Source organism: Evansella tamaricis (assembly GCF_019042215.1).
GTDB lineage: Bacteria > Bacillota > Bacilli > Bacillales > Salisediminibacteriaceae > Evansella > Evansella tamaricis.
Window position 1 is genome coordinate 1 of record NZ_JAHQCS010000161.1, and the last position, 17,887, is coordinate 17,887.

11 protein-coding genes and 1 riboswitch are annotated in these 17,887 nt (G+C 36.8%); of the genes, 6 read left to right on the forward strand and 5 right to left on the reverse strand.

Features of this window, described 5'->3' with window-relative positions; all coding sequences use genetic code 11:
- Positions 1-242: 242 nt before the first annotated feature.
- A complete protein-coding gene (locus tag KS419_RS19860) occupies positions 243-3,494 on the reverse strand; it encodes a glycoside hydrolase family 113 protein (RefSeq protein WP_217068265.1) in 3,252 nt (1,083 codons plus the stop codon).
- Positions 3,495-3,625: 131 nt separating this feature from the next.
- On the opposite strand from KS419_RS19860, the gene KS419_RS19865 reads away from it, so the two are divergent.
- Positions 3,626-4,498: a hypothetical protein gene (locus tag KS419_RS19865; protein ID WP_217068267.1), complete on the forward strand. Its 873-nt coding sequence runs from the start codon at positions 3,626-3,628 to the stop codon at positions 4,496-4,498.
- A 34-nt stretch (positions 4,499-4,532) separates the two neighbouring features.
- Here KS419_RS19865 and rnz read toward each other — a convergent pair whose 3' ends face one another.
- Positions 4,533-5,468, reverse strand: a complete 936-nt coding sequence (rnz, locus tag KS419_RS19870; RefSeq protein WP_217068268.1) for a ribonuclease Z — start codon at positions 5,466-5,468, stop codon at positions 4,533-4,535.
- A gap of 357 nt (positions 5,469-5,825) precedes the next feature.
- On the reverse strand, positions 5,826-6,599 hold the full coding sequence (locus tag KS419_RS19875; protein WP_217068269.1) for a hypothetical protein: 774 nt from the start codon (positions 6,597-6,599) through the stop codon (positions 5,826-5,828).
- A 163-nt stretch (positions 6,600-6,762) separates the two neighbouring features.
- On the opposite strand from KS419_RS19875, the gene KS419_RS19880 reads away from it, so the two are divergent.
- Both KS419_RS19880 and KS419_RS19885 read left to right on the forward strand, forming a co-directional pair.
- Complete coding sequence (locus tag KS419_RS19880) at positions 6,763-7,557, forward strand: formate/nitrite transporter family protein (protein WP_217068270.1); 795 nt, start codon at positions 6,763-6,765, stop codon at positions 7,555-7,557.
- Positions 7,558-7,672: 115 nt separating this feature from the next.
- Positions 7,673-9,043 (forward strand): aspartate kinase, encoded by a 1,371-nt coding sequence (locus KS419_RS19885; RefSeq protein WP_217068273.1) that lies wholly within the window; start codon positions 7,673-7,675, stop codon positions 9,041-9,043.
- Positions 9,044-9,275: 232 nt separating this feature from the next.
- Here the strand turns inward: KS419_RS19885 and metA are convergent, their stop codons facing one another.
- Positions 9,276-10,187, reverse strand: a complete 912-nt coding sequence (metA, locus tag KS419_RS19890; protein WP_217068274.1) for a homoserine O-acetyltransferase MetA — start codon at positions 10,185-10,187, stop codon at positions 9,276-9,278.
- 235 nt (positions 10,188-10,422) lie between these two features.
- On the opposite strand from metA, the gene KS419_RS19895 reads away from it, so the two are divergent.
- Both KS419_RS19895 and KS419_RS19900 read left to right on the forward strand, forming a co-directional pair.
- Positions 10,423-12,513 (forward strand): substrate-binding domain-containing protein, encoded by a 2,091-nt coding sequence (locus tag KS419_RS19895; protein WP_217068276.1) that lies wholly within the window; start codon positions 10,423-10,425, stop codon positions 12,511-12,513.
- 118 nt (positions 12,514-12,631) lie between these two features.
- Positions 12,632-14,503 (forward strand): glycoside hydrolase family 3 protein, encoded by a 1,872-nt coding sequence (locus KS419_RS19900; protein WP_217068278.1) that lies wholly within the window; start codon positions 12,632-12,634, stop codon positions 14,501-14,503.
- Between the two features lie 93 nt (positions 14,504-14,596).
- Here KS419_RS19900 and KS419_RS19905 read toward each other — a convergent pair whose 3' ends face one another.
- Positions 14,597-15,937 (reverse strand): ATP-binding protein, encoded by a 1,341-nt coding sequence (locus KS419_RS19905; RefSeq protein ID WP_217068280.1) that lies wholly within the window; start codon positions 15,935-15,937, stop codon positions 14,597-14,599.
- Between the two features lie 218 nt (positions 15,938-16,155).
- Between KS419_RS19905 and KS419_RS19910 the strand changes: the two genes are divergently transcribed.
- Complete coding sequence (locus KS419_RS19910; protein WP_217068281.1) at positions 16,156-17,349, forward strand: class I SAM-dependent rRNA methyltransferase; 1,194 nt, start codon at positions 16,156-16,158, stop codon at positions 17,347-17,349.
- Between the two features lie 444 nt (positions 17,350-17,793).
- Positions 17,794-17,880: riboswitch (cyclic di-GMP riboswitch) on the forward strand.
- Positions 17,881-17,887 lie beyond the last annotated feature (7 nt).

Here is a 17,887-nt window from a genome sequence, read left to right on the forward strand (position 1 = left end):
ATCTTTAAAAAGCTTGATAGGAGTGGTTTTCTCCTATCAGGCGAGCGACGAGCGCAGCCATTGCCATACAAATAAAAGGAACTGAAAAAGTGGGTCTAAACTTTTTCAGTTGCTTCCTACTCGCTGCGGGGCACTTCGGAAGTGACAACCGAAGTCAAGAACGGACTTCTGTTGTCATTCCTCCACTGCCCTACGCTCGTGACCATAGGCGCTTGCGCTTTTCTAATTGTCTAGCTATATATTTAATAATCGCGGAACAGTTCCTGCAAAATAACATAAGAAGGCTTTAGCCGTTCAATATATTGAGGAACTTCTCCCCATTTATCCCAACTAAATCTTTTCATTTCAGCGGATGGAATAATCCCATTATTTTGAAGTGGTAAAGAGTCCAGTAACATATCCCCTTCTTCTTTTGGATTAATTAGAAGAGCACCGACTCCAATATCATCGATAAAAACACTGGCTTCAAATCCATCAGACCATATGTCACCGGCAACCTCTTTCTCACTAGGGTCTCTTACGTTTAACAATCCCCATGGTAAACGGATTTCAATCATTCCCTCTTTTTCATTCACATGGAAATCAGTCAGAGAGTTAAAATCAGGAAGAGCAGGATCCGCCACACCATGCCGAAGTAAGCCTGTCTCATATGATTCAAAAGGAATCACTTGATCTGTTGTGGGAATATACATTTCTTTACTGATAACAAGTTCTATTGGATGAAACACCCCGTTATTTCTTTCAGAGGCATAGTCCACTTCAGGAATCATCTGTAATTCATGACCATACTGGTAATAAAATAAATCATAATAACTGTCTACCATTAGCCTTGAACTATCATACCCATTTAATTGGAGAACGAAATCAATTCCGCCCCCTTCCACGATCCATTCGTTCCCTTCTATTTCGAAGGTGCTATTTCCTTGACCTGGTATGGTATCAAAGAAAAGGAAAGCGTTTAATGTATCAAATGGGTTTTCAGCTAATGGATTAGTCAAGTCTAAACGGATGTATAAATACCGTTCGTCGAAGTCCATATCAAGCTTTCTGATCGATTGTTGGCCAGTTTCACTATCCGTTTCATAAAGTGTAGTGCTATTAATCCAGTCATCTTTGTCACCTTTCAGCGGTATTTTCAGACTATCAAAACTGAGCAGCCCAAAGTTTTGTTCGTTCGTCTGAGCATCTGACCAATAAGGACGGCGGTATGGACTGTCCAGTTCCATTGTATTCCAAGTCCGTTTAAACCACTCATCGTGCCAGGCAAAAACAAGTCCTCCCAGCATTCCCTCTTCCATAATGTCTTCAAATAATCGGGCATTAATATCCCCTTGCTCCTGTTCGGAAAGTAAGCCCTGATTCCATCCGAACGGATTCTTATGAGTAAGTCCCCTCGAGCTAGGCACACCAAATTCAGCAATTAAAACGGGAATTCGATGAGCTTCATGTAAATCATTTAAATAGCCAGCATAACTGTTATTTTCTCCCCGGTGGTCAATAAATGCCAAGTATTCCGGGTCATAGTTTAGAAAATCCGGATAGTACGGATAAACGTGATAAGAGGCAAATTGTCCAGTCTTTAAATGGTCCTTTAAATAAATTACATTTGGATCAACTCCCACCAGATCTTCTTCCAGAGACGGTTCTGAAGGATGTTCCAATAAATCTGTTGTGACCCAATTTGTAAAACTCAGCGGTCGACTCCATTGATAAGTTTCCAACTCGTATTCCATTGTATAATCAAACATTTCAGCCAACCAATATTCAAAGGCTTCTGCACCAGTCGTATAAACATGTTTACCGTCATAATCCCCAATTTCATTATAAATTTCATTAGTTTGTAAAACCATTTCAGGATACCACTCAATTCCTAATATCCAGCCAATGACATACGGGGAAACATCGGCGGTATAGTTCCCGCTTGCATGTCCAGGATTTTCAGGTAAATGAGTATTTCCATGAACGGCATCAATGACATGTTTGATTTCTTCTTTAAAGGGTTCCACATTTTCAGGGTCAAAAGCATCCAGTGTTTCTTCGAGGCCTTCCTCCCCAATCCACATTCCATGGAAAAGAAGCAGAGGTTCTTCATGTAAAGAATTATATCTTTCTAATGCCCGATAGAAACCAGGGGGATGAAGGGTGTAGACACGAATTGCATTGGCATTCATCTCCCCAATCATCTGAAACCATCGGTAATATTCTTCTTCTGAAATAGCGGCTTCCCCTGGCCAAGTACCAGGTTTGGCGATTCCTAAGTTAATCCCCTTTATGGGGAGATCCTTCCACGTTCCATCCTGGTAAAACTGGAACGTTTGATCCCCCATTCTAGATGTATAAAAACCAATTTCATCTTCGAATGCAACTGGTGTTCTAACGATCGTTTCCTTATTACTTTCCATCTGCAGAATTGTCTGCATCATAGGGGTGTATGTTTCCCAAAAAAATCGTTCCAAGGATAGCCATTTATTTAATGTAGCTAAACCACTCATTTGGTAAAAAGATGGTATATTTTCCGTGTCCACATAATCTCCTGCAAAGTAAAAAGACCGAAATCCAAGCCTGGTAGATGTGATCACTGCAGGAAATAATGATGGAATATGAAACTCATCAATGAGGTCCTCCCCCTCTTTAGTCAGGTCCCATTGGTAGTTCCCAAGTACCTGAGATTCCTCATGTGGAACGATAATGTCAAACCAGTAATCATATCGGGGACTTTCTTCTAGTACAAACATTTCCTTACCTTCTGGTGTGAAAGTAATAGTTATCCCTTCTTCTCCAAAATGTACATCTTCTTCAAGAATGACGATCGTGTCATCTTCATGGATGAGAATAAAGCCCCCGCCTGAAAAAGACCAGTCATGATTATATTGAGATTCGTAGAGCTGTACTGCCCATGGAGGTACCTCTTCTGACTTTGATCTGTCCAATTCTGGAAAATATCTTCCAATCCATCCAGTCCAGTCTAAAGATAATAATTGGGTTAGTTCTGCTCTAGCGTCTAAAGATGTTGGACTCCCAAAACTGTTGAATTCAGCAACCAAAGTAGTATTGTATTGATATACATAGTCTTTAATCGTATGGATCTCGTCCAGAGTAATTCCGCCGTAAATTTTTTCAGATCTTTCTCCTGTAGGGTTATCACCAAAATATTCATCATGGAAAACACCATATGTATCGGCAATGTAAATGATATCTAATTCTCCTAAATCATCTGGAATCTCCTTGATATCATACTCTTTATCTTCTAACGGAAAAAACCCAAAATAATCGATTGATTCGTCGTAGTGTTCTCCATTGTTTGGATTAATTATTTTTTCATGATTCAGGAGCCAAACGAGTCCCTTATGTTCCCGGTATGTCTCATCTGGAACAGTTTTATCAATAATTGCAATACGAAGTTTAGTTTCTTCCGCGAAATGCCATATTAAGAAAGGAAGAGCAGCTCCTGTGAGTAGAAGTATTGGAGTAAATAGATATATAAGCTTTTTCAAAGCAAATCCTCCTAATGGGAAAAATAGTGAAATAAATAGTTAAGATTATTTTATTCTATATGGAATTGATATACTATAATAATCTCAAAAGAAATCGAATATTGTCAAAAAAACGGAGAGGTTCCTAACTGATGATGAAAAAAATAATAAATATAACGGTAATAGTATTAGCAGTTTTTATCTCTTTTGCTTGTAGTTCAGAAGAAAGGGGCGGTATACCATTGGAATCAACATGGCTTTGGGATGCATCCCTCATTGAATCGGAAGAAAGCACAGAGAAAGTAAGAAATTTTCTGCACGAAAACAACGTGGAGACAGTTTATTTACAAGTGGACAGGAATATATCCTATGAATCTTATCGAAAGTTTATAAAAACGATTAAAGAATTAGGAATTTCTGTACATGCGTTAGACGGAACACCAACATGGGGGCCAATAGAACATCAAACGTTTATACGTTGGTTGACAGGCTATCAACAATCTACGGAGATGGATGGAGCATTTGATGGTATCCACCTCGATATTGAACCTTACTTAAGGGATGATTGGGAAGGGGAACGGAATGATGTTATTGCTGTCTATCAAGAATCCATTTTACAAATGCTTGAGGAGGCAAAACATCTCAATCTCTCCTTTGGTGCAGATATTCCATTTTGGTTTGATGAAATAGAGTACCGGAATGGATTCGGTGAAGGGAAACTTGCTCACTGGCTAATTGATAAGGTAGACAACATTACTATCATGGCGTATAGAACAGAATCCGAAGGGGAGAATGGCATCATTGATATTGTTAGCCAGGAGATGGAATGGGCAAATGAAATGGGGAAAAACATAATCATAGCAGTGGAAACAGTTCCATTACCGGAAGAATATATCACTTTTTACGGAAGTGCAAAGGAAGAACTAGAAGTCCAACTTGGTATAGTAAAAGAGCGTTATGAAAAAGATTCTGCCTTTAGTGGATTTGCAATACATCATCTTTTTTCCTGGATGGAGATGGAATAACGTTTTTTTGTGACAAAGAGACTCTCCTTTAGAGCTAATCCCGTAAATGCTTTGTGATTTGGAGAGTCATGAAGTCTTCTGCAAGCACTGTATTTTCGAACACTTCCTTTGCTTGATGTAATAATTCCTTGGCGTCTTCCATTTGATATCTGGAACTAATGTGGTTTAAAAGTAGTTGTTTTGCTTTCGCTAGTTTCGCTACAGTAGCCGCTTGTGTAGATGTGGAATGGTAATAATCAAAAGCTAATTCACCATCTTCGGCAGAAAAGGTCGATTCGTGTACTAATAAATCTGCTTGTTCTGCTAATCTAATTGCTGTCTCAGAAAATTTGGTGTCCCCTAAAATTGTCACTACTAATCCCTTTTTTGGGGGACCGATAAAATCTCGCCCATGAAAAGATCTACCGTCATTCAGAGTGATGTAAGATCCTTTTTTTAGTTGTTTTAGATGGGGTCCAGTAGGAATTCCAGCTTCTTTTATTTTTTCCATTAGTAATGGCCCAGGAAGATCTTTTTGGGTTATTCTAAAACCATAAGAAGGAACGCCATGAATTAGTTGCCCAGTTTCCACTATAAATTCATCACACTCAAAAAGAGGTTTTTCATCTTTGAATTCCTTTATGTCTAATGGGTAGCGTAAAAAGGTATAACTTATTTTCATGGATATTTCAATAAAATCTTTAATTCCCTGGGGCCCATAAATGGTCAGCGGGGTTTCAGCTCCCTGAAATGAACGACTTCCTAATAATCCTGGTAAACCAAAGATATGGTCTCCATGCAAATGGGTGAGAAAAATTTTATTAATTTTTCGTAATTTAATAGAAGTATGTAATATTTGATGTTGGGTCGCTTCTCCACAATCAAATAACCAAACTGATCCTTCTTTATTCATTATATGTAAGGCAAAGGAAGATACATTTCGATGCTTGGCTGGTACGCCAGAGCCTGTTCCTAAAAAAGTTAGTTTCACACTTGTTTCCTCCAGATCTTCAAAAGATAATTTAGTTATTCTATATGTTAATGGAGTGGAGGGTTAATTTCAATAAAGGAAAGGGGGCTGGGACATTACTAACCGAAAATAATAAAAAAGTGGTTACAAACATCAAAAATGATGACTGGAACCACTTTTTTGTCTTATTGTTAAAGCAACGGCTGAAGACCCCGCAGGGCAGGAGGCTGAAGCGTTGCCCGCGGCAAGCGAGTATCCTGGGAGTGGAAATCAACACTAAACGATAATTAATCAAAAAAAATTGGTACTCACAAATTATTGCGAGTACCAATCTTTTTATTGTTTACTGGGGTTTTGTCCCAGCCTCCACCTGATATACTAAATGGTCCATCGGTCTATTATAACTCCCACGAGTACCCAATCATCTTCATGTTCTTCAAATGCAAGAATGAGAGAAGCCCAATCCAACTCATCCTCACTTGCAGGTACAAAGTACTCAATCAAATTAGCATCCGAGTACACTTCATCGGCATTGTGTAGTGTATTGCCCCGTTGAGTCAACTCGTTGTAATTAATTTCCTCCGCTTCTGTAAAATCTCGAATAAAGAGGTAATCTGAGTAATAATCTGCAGGTGTTAACTCTATAGGTTCTCCACTTCCATCTTGATATCCCCATTGATAAACTTCAGAATCATTCATAAAACTCTCAATTTGGTCCACCGTTAATTGGTTATGCTCATCCTCATTGACATAGGCATAAGGGGAGAAGCGGACTCCTCTTTCGGGATGAATATACGTTGAAATTGTCTCAAAATCTTTATTTTCAAGTAGATCTACGATATTTTCAGACTTTTCCAGAATCACTTGTTCCTCTGGTACCATACTCTTAAGTTGATCAATCTTTTCTTCTTTTTCTCTTAACTGTTGATTAAGCTCTTCCACTTGTTCTTCTTTTTCATTTACTTTTTCATTTTGTGAATTTAATTCCTCTTCCGTATTATCCAATTCTTCTAATGTAAGGTTTAGTTCTTCCTCCATTTCCTCCAGTTCTTCCATATTATTTCCGGTTTCATTCTCGTTGAAAGTACAGGCTACAATAAACGAACTTAAAATACATAATAGAATAATTTTTCTGGGAGATGATGAAAACACCATAAATACCTCCTATAAATATGTTGAAACCAATCGAATTAGGGTTATCCTCCCTATACTCCTATTTCCTATTATAAAAGCATACAAACATTCCTATGGGATGGGGTTAAGTAACACAGAAATTTTTGGGAACAATACTTTTATGGAATAGGAGGTGGAAATCATGGAAGTAACTCCCTTACTTAAAGTAGAGGAACTGGCATTAAAAAAACAAAGGGTGTTTATGCAAAGTAAGTATAGATATTTATTACGTGCGATCATAGCTAGTATGTTTATTGGATTTGGTGTAATTGTTGCTTTTAAAACGGGTAACTTTTTTTATGCTGTTGGCTCCCCATTTACTTATCCTGTTGCTGGCATTACTTTTGGTGCAGCAATAATATTAATTGCGTATGGTGGAGGGGATTTATTCACGGGGAATACCTTCTATTTTACACTTGCTGCGCTTCGTAAAAAGATGAGATGGATGATGGTAATAAAACTTTCAGTGTTTAGCTATTTAGGAAATAGTATTGGCGCAATTGTATTTGCTATTTTAATATGGACAACAGGACTTTTTTCCAATACATCTACAAACTCTTTCCTAATAACAATAACTGAATACAAAATGACTGCACCTGGAATGGAATTATTTTTTCGAGGAATTTTATGTAATTGGCTTATCTGTTTGGCTTTTTTTATTCCCATGAATTTAAAGGAAGAAGGGGCTAAACTTTTTGTTATGGTAATCTTAGTTTTGTGTTTTTTTATTTCCGGATATGAGCATAGTATTGCAAATATGTGTACATTCGCCATCGCACTGGTGTTGCCACATCCAGAAACAATAACATTGACCGGAGTTATTCACAATCTTGTTCCTGTGACGGTAGGAAACATTATCGGAGGAAGTGTATTAATGGGATATGTATATTATTATTTAAATAAACCTAATTTTGGAGAAGACGTTACAGAAGAATAACCATAAATTCAATAAAAAGATAAATGACAAGTACATTTAATTTTAGTATACTTTACCTCAATAAAGAAAAACACACATGTTCTTTCTGTGTGTACATTTAAAAAGGGATGATGGTATGAAGGTTGTAAAGTTTGGTGGAAGTTCCGTAGCTAGTGCAGTTCAATTTGAAAAAGTATTTAAGATTATAGTGGGTGATCCAGAAAGAAAGATAGTTGTAGTTTCTGCACCTGGAAAAAGAGATGACCAAGATATAAAAACAACAGATTTACTTATTCAACTGGCACATAGCGTAACTGGAGATACATACAGTAAAGATTTACTCAATAGAGTAATTTCAAGATATGGTGATATTGTAAATGGACTTCAATTGGAACAACACCTACTAGATGATATAGAAGACAGCTTGTTGGCAACGATCCATGAGCATCGTTTAGAAGAGGGACGGCTTTTGGATGCCTTAAAAGCGAGCGGTGAAGACAATAATGCGAAGCTTATGGCAAATTATCTAAGTTCCAAAGGTTACGAAGCAAAATATATTTCTCCTAAAGAAGCTGGAATAATTGTAACTGCCCAGCCAGGAAACGCAAAGATATTGCCAGAAGCTTATGTGGAAATTGCAAAGTTAAGGGATCACTCTGGAATATTGGTGGTTCCAGGTTTTTTTGGTTATTCTCATTCGGGACATATCGTAACCTTCCCAAGGGGAGGTTCCGACATTACAGGATCCATCCTTGCTGCTGGGATAGGGGCTACTGAATATGAGAATTTCACAGATGTGGATTCCATTTTTAGTGTTAATCCTAACTTAGTGAATCAACCAATGGAAATTAAAGAAATAACGTATAAAGAAATGCGTGAACTTGCTTACTCTGGTTTTTCCGTATTTCATGATGAGGCTTTACAGCCAGTCGTCGAGAAGAGGATTCCTGTAAGGGTAAAGAATACGAACCATCCAGAGTCTCCCGGAACAAGCATTGTTGCAGAACGTAAACCGACAAAACATCCAGTTGTGGGCATTGCGAGTGATAAAGGTTTTTCATCGATTAATCTTACTAAGTATTTAATGAATCGGGAAGTGGGATTCGGCAGACATTTATTAGAAATATTAGAGGATGAAAACGTATCCTATGAGCATACTCCCTCCGGTATAGATACTATGTCAATCATTATTAGAAATCACCAATTAAGTAGTGGGAAAGAGGAACGAATAATTAAGAGAATCCAAGAGGAATTGTTGGTGGAAGAAATTCATATGGAAAGGGATTTAGCCATGATCATGGTTGTTGGAGAAGGGATGGCTAAAACGGTTGGAATTGCCTCCAAAGCTACAACCGCACTATCAAATGCAGGTGTTAACATAAAAATGATTAACCAAGGTTCCTCAGAAGTGAGTATGATGTTTGGTGTTGACGAAAGCCAAGTGGATTTAGCAGTGACGAGTCTTTATTATGCCTATTTTAGTTCTAACAAAAGTGACCATGGATAAGGGTAGTAGACATCAGAGGTGTAAAAAGTTAGTTCAATGAAATCGCAGGGCAAAAGCAGCTGGGACAAAACAGTTTTAAATGAGAAATCGAACGAAAGGATAGTATTATACTTCGTTTCCGCGAACGGCTAGTGAGCACCATTGCTCCTATACCTGTTTTTGTTCGTTCGCGATCTCAGGTAACACTTTCGTTTTATCCCAGTCTCTTTAAAGCTTTTACATGTACCCCTCGTTATTTCCATTCATAAGGTGTTTCTTGATACACATAATAGTTTAACCAATTAGAAAATAGAAGGTGTGCATGGGAACGCCACTGATTTACCGGTCTTTGTTTAGGATCATTACCTGGAAAATAATGTTCAGGAACTAAAATATTTATCCCCTTCTTTAAATCACGTTCATACTCATCGGCAAGAGTAGATGTATCATATTCCAAGTGCCCGGTTGCAAAAATATGTTTCCCGTCTTTTGACATCATTAAAAAGGGCCCCGCTTCCGGAGACTGAGCAAGTAACAGAAGTTCGTTATTTTCTAACAACTGAGTTAAGGAAATATCAGTATATCGGGAATGGGGGGCTATGAAAATATCATCAAACCCCCTAATCAGCTTAACTCCCGGAGCAGCGAGAACTGTATGGTGGAAAACCCCAGAACATTTTTCCGGCAGATGAACTTTTTCAATCCCATAATGGTGATATAAGCCGGCCTGTGCCCCCCAACAAATATGCATAACAGATGTAACATTTTCCTTCGTCCAATTCATAATCTCTTTTAATTCCATCCAATAACCGACCTCTTCGAATGGAAAGTGTTCAATTGGAGCACCGGTAATAATCATACCATCAAAACGAAGATGTTTAATGTTTTTGAATTCCGTATAGAATTCTTCCAGATGGGAACGGCTGACGTTCTTTGGTTCATAGGAAGAAGTTCTTAACAAGGTTATATTGACTTGCAATGGAGTATTTCCGAGTAAGCGGAGCAATTGCGTCTCCGTTTTTTCTTTCTCTGGCATAAGATTTAAAATGATAATATTTAAAGGTCGAATATCTTGATGGACCGCACGCTCGTCATCCATAATAAAAATATTTTCTTCCTCTAAGATTTGCCTGGCTGGCAATTGTTTTGGAATATTTATGGGCAAAGGAATCACTCCCCCAGTTTTAATTTGTAAATTTTCTATACTATTATATCAAGAGTAAACTGGAGTTCAATATATTTATATATGGTATATGCCGATTCAACTGAAAAACAAATGATGTATCATTTATAGACAATTATGTTAACGTTTTCAATAGATGTGGATAAATGTCGATATATGGAATATGATAGATGTAATCAATTAGGAAATATTTACAATGGGGAAGGATGAGATGGAATTGAGCAAAAAAAATTTACTAGGTATAATTATTCTATTTTTTGCAATCGGTTCACTAGTAGTAAGACAGTTTTATGTTCTCCCAGGAAACATATTACTTGGACTGTCATTTGTTTCTTTTGCTGCTATATACTTCATTTTTAATAAAACTGCGGATTATTCTACTATTGCAGCAGATTTAATAAAAGAGAAAGACTTAGAAAATAAAGAAAAAAAAGAACAACTAAAAAAGAACCCCAATTTATCCTACATTATTAATGAATTTTCAACTACTATGAAAGAATTTCAGGACTCTATTTTTCAAATAAATAAAATTACCAATGTAGTAATCGAGACAGCAAGTGAATCTTCGGCTCATGCAAGAGCAATGACCGATGTTAACCTCGCTGTATCACAAGGGGCACAACAACAGGCATTAGATGCAGATAGTGCCAACAAATCCACTTTCGATTTGTCAGATCAATTTGAAAACGTTCTTCACTCTGTGGAAATAATGGAAAACGAGATTGAAAGATTAAGAGAACTTAAAGAGAATGGGAATAATAATTTGTTAAAGACTATTGATTCTGGCAATAAAACAAAGGGAGAACTTATAAAGGTAATTGATGTTATTGAACAATTGAAAAAAACAGTAAATCAAGTAAATACAATTACATCAGTAATTACAAACATAGCTTCGCAAACAAATCTACTATCATTAAATGCATCTATTGAAGCGGCAAGAGCAGGGGAAGCGGGACGGGGCTTTTCCGTTGTCTCTAATGAAATTAGAAATCTTTCTGATCAAAGTTATCAGTCTGCTTCGGAAATTGGAAAGATCGTAACGGATGTTCAAGGGGAAATATCAGATGTGGTTGAACTTATACAGGCAACGCACGAAAAATTCCAAATACAGCAGGATACAATTCAAGATGTAACAACAGCCTTCGGTACGATTGACTCCAGTGTGGATAATCTAGTGTTAAATAAGGACCAAATAAGGCAACACATGAATGTTTTAAATGATGCAAAAGAAAACATCATTACTGCCATTAGTAGAATTGCCAGTGTAGCCCAAGAATCTGCGGCATCTACGGAGGAGGCGGCATCTTTAAGTATGCAACAGAAACAATCAAGTGAAATTCTATATGATCTGTCTAATACGCTACAGCAAATCGTTGATAAAGTAGGGGAATCTATAAACAAGTATGAATTAGGAACAACGAATCGGAAGCAAAAGAAAGTAGCATTTGTAAGCAACTTATATGAAGGGCATCCTTTTACAGAACAAATGATTAATAACACAGAGAAAGCAGCAAAGAAGTATGGGTATGCCTTTAAAGCATGTCACTTAAAAGACGGGGACAGCATGGATCAGATTTCTATTATTAAGTCTTTGAAAAAGGAAGGTTTAGATTATTTGATTCTCATTCCATCGGATCAAAAGAAGATTAGACCTGTCATTAATGAATTAGAGGAAGAACAAGTGAAAACGGTTTGTGTTGATACGGACGTACCTGATAGTAAACGGATTAGCTTTATTGGTACGGATGACTATAGTGCAGGTTTGACAATGGGAAATTTAATCGTTAAGACATTAAACGGAAAAGGTACGATTATGTTAAGTACAATTAATGAGCATCAAGAAAACTTAAATAGCCGTATAAAGGGGATCCAGGATGTCATCATAAAGTATCCTAATATCAAACTAGGGGGAATTCAAAAAGGACATTACAGTCATCGGGATCGCTTACTGGATTTAATAAAATACATTGATAAAACTCCAGATTATGACCTCGTTGCGGGGGTGGATGGGGATTTTGGAAATGTTATTGCCCTATTTGCTAAAGATCATGATATTAAAGATAAGATTTTCATTGGGTTCGATAATAACCCGCAAAATTTAAAATTTATTAAACAAGGAATTTTACATGCGGTCGTATCTCAACGACAAAAGTTATTTGGAGAATTTGCAATAAAAAAATTATATGATTTGGATGCTGGTAAGTCTGTTAAGAAGGAAGAACTTTTAAGTACTTATGTAATTAATAAAACAAATGTAAGTGTTATAACTAATGAGGGAAGAGAATCTAATTCATTAGCTGGACGTTAACTGAAGGAAAAATGGATTAAGAATAGAATAAATATAGAAATAGGTATAAATAAAGTCTAATTCATGAACAGTAGACTTTATTTAAATTGTGAAACTAACTCTGAGTAGGGGCGGTTGGATGAATAAGAAAAATTTATTATATGTTTTATCAGGTTTTATTATCATTCTTCTTATCGGCATAATAATAGTATACGATGATGAGGAACAGGAAAGAGATAACGGGGAATTAGCTGAAAGTGACACTAGAGAAACGGAATTAGATACCTCCTTAAGTGTGGAAGAGCGGGTGGAAAATTTGCTTAGTCGTATGACCTTGGAGGAAAAAATCGGACAGATGGTACAAGGAGAGATCACCACCACAAGACCTAAAGATGTTAAAGATTATTATCTTGGTTCCATATTAAACGGTGGAGGTTCAACAGTATCTCCAAATACGCCAGAAAAGTGGCTTGAAACGATAATTGAATATCAAAACATGGCAGGCTCCACTAGATTAGGTATACCGATTATTTATGGGATTGATGCTGTTCACGGGAATAACAATGTTTATGGAGCAACAATTTTTCCCCATAACATAGGGCTTGGTGCAACCCGTGACAAGGAACTTGTCAAGAGAATAGGAGAAGTCACAGCGATGGAAGTTAGCACAACTGGCATGCATTGGAACTTCGCGCCAGTGTTGGCAATACCCCAAGATGAACGGTGGGGGCGAACATACGAAGGGTATGGTGAATCAAAAGAGCTTGTAACAGAATTATCAGTTGCTTATTTAGAAGGGATACAAGGAGTTCCTTCTGACAAAGATTTTATGCACGGTACAAAAATTATCGGAACAGCTAAACACTGGGTTGGTGATGGTGCCACAACTGGAGGAATAGACCAAGGAAACATTATATTAACAGAAGAAGAGTTACAATATCACATTGAACCGTACATTTCTGCCATTGAGGCAGGAGCACGAACAGTTATGGTCTCATATACGAGTTGGAATGGTTTAAAAACCCATGGCGATCACTATCTAGTAACAGAAGTGTTAAAAGGGGATCTTGGATTTGACGGATTGGTTGTATCCGATTGGAATGCCCACGAGCAAGTTCATCCGGAATATGAAGAAGCGGTTAAACAAAGTGTGTTAGCCGGAGTGGATTTATTTATGGTACCTGATAGCTGGAAAGAATTCATTGACACATTAACAGCGTTGGTAGAAGCAGATGAAGTTCCCATATCACGCATAGATGATGCCGTGACTAGAATCCTTCGGGTGAAGATGGAGGCTAGGTTGTTTGAAGAACCATTTCCCGATGAAACTCTTATGGAAGAGGGCACCTTTGGATCTGAAGAACACAGGGAGGTGGCAAGGGAAGCAGTTCGAAAGAGTCAAGTATTGTTGAAAAATGAAGGGGATATACTTCCATTATCGAAGGATATGGATATATTTGTAGCAGGAATAAAGGGAGATGACATAGGGTATCAATCAGGTGGTTGGACGATTGATTGGCAAGGTTCACCAGGGAATATCACACCGGGAACAACCATCTTAGAGGGAATTAAAAATATCGTCTCCGATGATTCCATCATTACATATAGTGAGGATGGTGTAGGTGCTGAAGGGCATGATGTTGCCATTGTTGTAATTGGTGAAGAACCTTATGCAGAGATGTTTGGGGATGCGGATGACCTAAAACTGAGTGAGGAAGATATGAGACTGCTCCAAACCGTGCAGCAAACGGATATCCCAATGGTAGTCATCTTGCTCTCTGGAAGGCCTTTGATTATTACAGATGAAATTGAACATTGGGATGCATTTATTGCATCATGGTTACCTGGAACAGAAGGCCACGGTGTTGCAGATGTTTTATTTGGAGACTATCCTTTTTCAGGAGAACTTTCCATGACATGGCCGAAATCGATGGAACAGATTCCGATACATTTTGAGGATGATGACTACGATCCCCTTTTTCCGTATGGATTTGGTTTAAAAACAGATTGAAAACAGGTGACTGCTTAGTATGAAAAACACTCTATTTAATAAGCATAGAGTGTTTTTCATCTATCACGGATGCCTTGTTTACGATAAAGAAAACTAATAGGTAATAGGGTTTAAAGTATTATCACAGTATACAGGTAATGTGACAGTTATTTCTGTACCTATACGGTGCTCACTTTTTATGGATATATTTCCGTTAGAATGATCAACAAGTTTTTTAACCATATAAAGGCCAATACCTTGACCTTCTTTATCCTGATTTGTTTTCCCATACTTTTGAAAAAGTTTCGAGAGTTGGTCCTTGGTCATTCCCACTCCATGATCTTTAATGGTAAAGCAAATTCTTTTGTTTTTTTGGGATGCAGTAAACCTAATTTCTGATTGCTCTTCACTATATTTAATTGCATTACTTAATAAATTGGAAAGGATTAATCGTAAACCAATTTTATTATTTATTATTCGGAATGTATAAGGCAATCCTTTCATATCCGAAATTAATGTTACATTTTGAGTTCTTGCTTTTACCTCCATAAATTCCAGAACGCTTCTCAGTATTGGAACAGCATCAAAGTTTTCCTTCTCCCATAAAGTCTCACTAGAAAGCATTTGCTCCGTATGGATAATATGTGAGATTTCATGATCTATTACATCAATGTAGTCATGTATGGAATAAATTTGTTCATAGGTTTCTTGGCTCATGCCCGGTTCTTTTGAAAGGATCAAAGATGCATAGGCCTTAATAACCGTCAGAGGATTACGGACCTCATGTGATACAACATGGATGAAATCAAGTTTACGTTTATATAAATCCACTTCTGATTGTAGTTCGTGTTGTTTTGATATGGATGGAAAAACAACATTTTTTTCGGAGTTCTGATAGAGTGTGGAACGAGGGAAACCTTCGTCAGTCATAAGATATTCGTGGTGGGTCATGAGAGATGTTAATAAAGATGCGGGTAGTGTATTGCCGTTATAGGCACAAACACAAAGCAAACTAATATTAGTCAATAAATGATCGGCAAGATGTTCAAAATGTATTAATTTTGAATGAATATCTGCTTCCTCTTTCCACTGAACTCTTGCCCATGTACGAATCTGACGATGGGACTTTTGAAAGGGCTCAATGTATTCGGAAAAATAGGATAATGTACTTTCACAACAGAAGTCCCCATACTTTTGGTAATAAGTAAAATTATCTATATAATGAACTCTTTCGAGCTTTGCTGAACTTGCTAAAAAGGATAATTTCTTCTGCAATAAGTGGATGGTTTTTAAATTATCAATAACAATTACTTCTTGATCATGTTCAATGCCATCAATAATATAGCTTATAGCATTGTTTAAATAGTTTTCATCGTTTTCGTAAGAGTATAAGATATGTCCTCCGTTGGAGACATCTATGTTGTTGTTAAGACGCATTACTGGATGGTGGTTCAAAAAAGTCTCCCCCTTCGGTTTTGTCCAATTCTCAAAATCTGTTTAATTATACCATTTCAGAATGTAAATTATAAGGAAATCCCACAGAAAAATATCGTTTAATAACTACAAAATCTGATATTTTTTCTATTAAAAGTAATAGGTGTATTTTTTTTCTCAAAGTTAAGACTGTGAGTAACTCCGAATTAAATAAAAAACGATAGATGGGGGTAAGTTAATTGGTTTCTGAAGTAATCCTTAAAGTTAAAAATAATTTCGTCAAAAAATATAAAAGTGGCTATCCATTAATTATGAAACAAGCATTAGAACAATGGAGTGATCTGAATACAGAAGGGTCCATTGTTCGGTTAATGGATGATAATAATAATTTTATTGGAAAAGGTTATTATGGGGAGCAAAATAAAGGATTGGGCTGGATATTAACTAACTCGGCATCGGAAGAAATTGATGCTCCATTTTTTCTGAAGAAAATAAAGAAATCTATTAGCTTTAGAAAAGACTATTATGAAAATGCAGATACAACAGCTTTTCGTGTGTTTAATGGAGAAGGGGATGGTATAGGGGGGATAACTATTGATTATTATGATGGTTATTATGTCATCTCTTGGTATAGTAAAGGGATATATGCCTTTCGGAATCAGGTGATTAGTGCTTTGAAGAGTGCTGTGTCATATAAGGGAATTTATCAAAAAAAACGGTTTAGTGAGGATGGAAAGTATATAGAGGAAGATGACTTTATAGCTGGTGAACGGGGAGAGTTTCCGTTAATCATAAAAGAGAATGGAGTTAACTTTGCCATATATTTAAATGAAGGAGCCATGGTTGGAGTCTTTCTTGATCAACGGGAAGTACGTAAAACCATTCGGGATAAGTATGCAAAGGGAAAGACGGTATTAAATACGTTTTCCTATACGGGGGCGTTTTCGGTTTTTGCAGCATTAGGTGGTGCCGAAAAAACAACTAGCGTGGATTTGGCAAACCGTAGTTTAGGAAAAACGATTGAACAGTTCAGTATAAATGGAATTGATTATGAAGCACAGGATATAAAAGTGATGGATGTGTTTGACTACTTTAAATACGCAGTAAGAAAGGGATTGAAGTTTGACATGGTCATTCTGGATCCCCCTAGTTTTGCCAGATCAAAAAAAATGACGTTTAGTGTAGCAAAGGACTATAAAAACCTACTTAAGGAAACGATCAGTATTACAGAGGATGAAGGGATCATTGTGGCATCCACTAACTACAGTGGGTTTCATATGGATAAATTTAAAAGTTTTATTAATAGTGCTTTCAAAGAATTGGGAAGGAAGTATGAGCTGCTTGAAGAGTATTCTCTACCATCTGATTTTCGAACGTCAGAGCATTTTAAAGAAGGGGATTACTTGAAGGTTGTATTCATAAGGAAAAAATAGATAAGGTTTTCTAAGAAAGTCCCGCTATTACATTAAAAGGGATAGGGTTTTATACCTAATGCTAATTTGGGATAACTGGAGAGTAAGGGATTTAGCAGTACAGTATTCAATGAAAATGTGATCTTAGACTAGTTGTTTTAATAAAACAACGGTAAAATTATCGATTATTTGAAAAATTTATTAAAGTTAACAACTACTAATTCTCAAATACATGGACATATATTCACATAATAGAAGTTAGGGTGGTAAGTGGTGTAGGTATAATGTCATAGGATATGACAGGACGTGGATATGTGGTCTAGTAATTTGTTTGATATCTTCAAAAAAATGTAAAAAAAGATGTGTGAAAAATACAAAATAAATGAGTAATCTGTTGGGTGTTGTAATTTTTTGTAATGTTTTATCATGGACACAAGAGATCAGTCAGAGATGAATAACACTGATTCTCGATAAAGGCAAAGCTGGTGAAAACCAGTGACGCAAAGCTATAGGGGCTTCTGTGTTTATGCACAATGCTAGCCAGTTACCGAAAGATCAG

Coding starts and splice junctions, on each gene's coding strand:
- KS419_RS19885 (WP_217068273.1), top strand. CDS start 7,673: ATGAAGGTTGTAAAGTTTGGTGGAAGTTCCGTAGCTAGTGCAGTTCAA.
- KS419_RS19900 (WP_217068278.1), top strand. CDS start 12,632: ATGAATAAGAAAAATTTATTATATGTTTTATCAGGTTTTATTATCATT.
- KS419_RS19865 (WP_217068267.1), top strand. CDS start 3,626: ATGATGAAAAAAATAATAAATATAACGGTAATAGTATTAGCAGTTTTT.
- KS419_RS19880 (WP_217068270.1), top strand. CDS start 6,763: ATGGAAGTAACTCCCTTACTTAAAGTAGAGGAACTGGCATTAAAAAAA.